The 1,395-nt window shown below is 64.2% G+C and carries 1 protein-coding gene; it reads left to right on the top strand.

Annotation, left to right across the window (positions count from 1 at the left end; translation table 11 throughout):
* Positions 1–2: 2 nt before the first annotated feature.
* Entirely contained in the window at positions 3–1,385 is a 1,383-nt protein-coding gene (locus MTR64_RS21240) for a sugar transferase (protein WP_243996584.1), read from the top strand.
* The last annotated feature ends 10 nt before the right edge of the window (positions 1,386–1,395 follow it).

A 1,395-nucleotide genomic window follows, 5' to 3' on the forward strand; every position in this document is an offset into this window, starting at 1 on the left:
CGGTGCGTCCGCTGCCGGGGGAACAGACGGAAGTTGACGAGCTTCTTGTCGCACCCTCGCGTGAGCGGCGCCGGTTGCAATGCTATCTTGCCCTGATCCTGGGCGATATCGTGTCGGTGGCCGCCGGCTTCGGGGTTGTCGGATACCTGTTCGCAAGCCGCGCCGGTTTCGCCGACGCACTGGTGCACGTCCAGCTTATCCTGCCGATCTACCTGACGCTGGCGTTCTACAACGGATCCTATTCGATGGCGGCGTTGCGCGAAGGCTGGGTCGGCATATTCCGGTCCATGATTGCCATGATCATTGCCATGGCCGTCGTGGTCTTCGTGCAGTTCCTGATCCAGCCGGCAACCGATGTGTCGCGCTCCATCTTCAACGGCGGGGCATTCGGGGCAATGCTGGCGATCACCTGGACGCGTCTTCAGTTGCGCAGTTTCGTGACATGGCGTTGCGGTGCCAATGCCATGAACGAGCTGGTCATCGACGACGGCGGCCCGCAACTCCACATGCAGGGGGCCATTCGCGTTTCGGCCGCGGCAATGGGGCTGCGTGCCGATCTCAATGATCCGCACGCGCTGGACCGGCTGGGGCTGGTCCTGCGCAACATTGACCGGGTCATCGTCAGTTGCCCCGCCAGCCGCCGGGTGGACTGGGCCATGATGCTCAAGGGCGCGAACGTCGATGGCGAAGTGCTCGACGACGAGGTCGCTCGGCTTGGTGCGCAGGGCGCCCGCGTGTCGGGCAAGCACGGGCTGCTGCTGGTATCCGCAGGTCCCCTGGGGCTGCGCGACCGTGCCATCAAGCGCCTGTTCGACGTGACATTCGCAGGCCTTGCCGTCATCGCCCTGTCACCGCTGCTTCTGGCCGTGGCACTGGCGGTCAAGCTACAGGACGGCGGTCCCGTATTCTTCATGCAGAAGCGCATGGGCCGCGGCAATCGCTTCTTCAACATGTACAAGTTCCGGTCGATGACGCAGGCCCTGTGCGACAACGACGGCAACCAGTCGGCATCGAAGGACGATCAGCGCATCACCACGGTAGGCAAGTTCATCCGGCGCACCAGCATCGACGAACTGCCGCAGCTCTTCAACGTCCTGCTGGGCGACATGAGCCTGGTGGGACCGCGTCCCCATGCGACCGGCTCACTGGCGGGCGACAAGCTGTTCTGGGAAGTGGACCTGCGCTACTGGCAGCGCCATTGCCTCAAGCCGGGCCTGAGCGGTCTCGCCCAGGTGCGCGGCTATCGCGGCGCCACCGATCACGAATCCGACCTGCTCAACCGTCTCCAGTCCGACCTCGAGTATCTCGAGGGCTGGACGATCATGCGCGATCTCCAGATCATCTTCCTGACACTGCGCGTCCTCGTTCACGACCGCGCGTTCTGACAGGTCACGC

The organism is Novosphingobium album (ex Hu et al. 2023) (assembly GCF_022832385.1).
GTDB classification, from domain to species: Bacteria; Pseudomonadota; Alphaproteobacteria; order Sphingomonadales; family Sphingomonadaceae; genus Novosphingobium; species Novosphingobium album.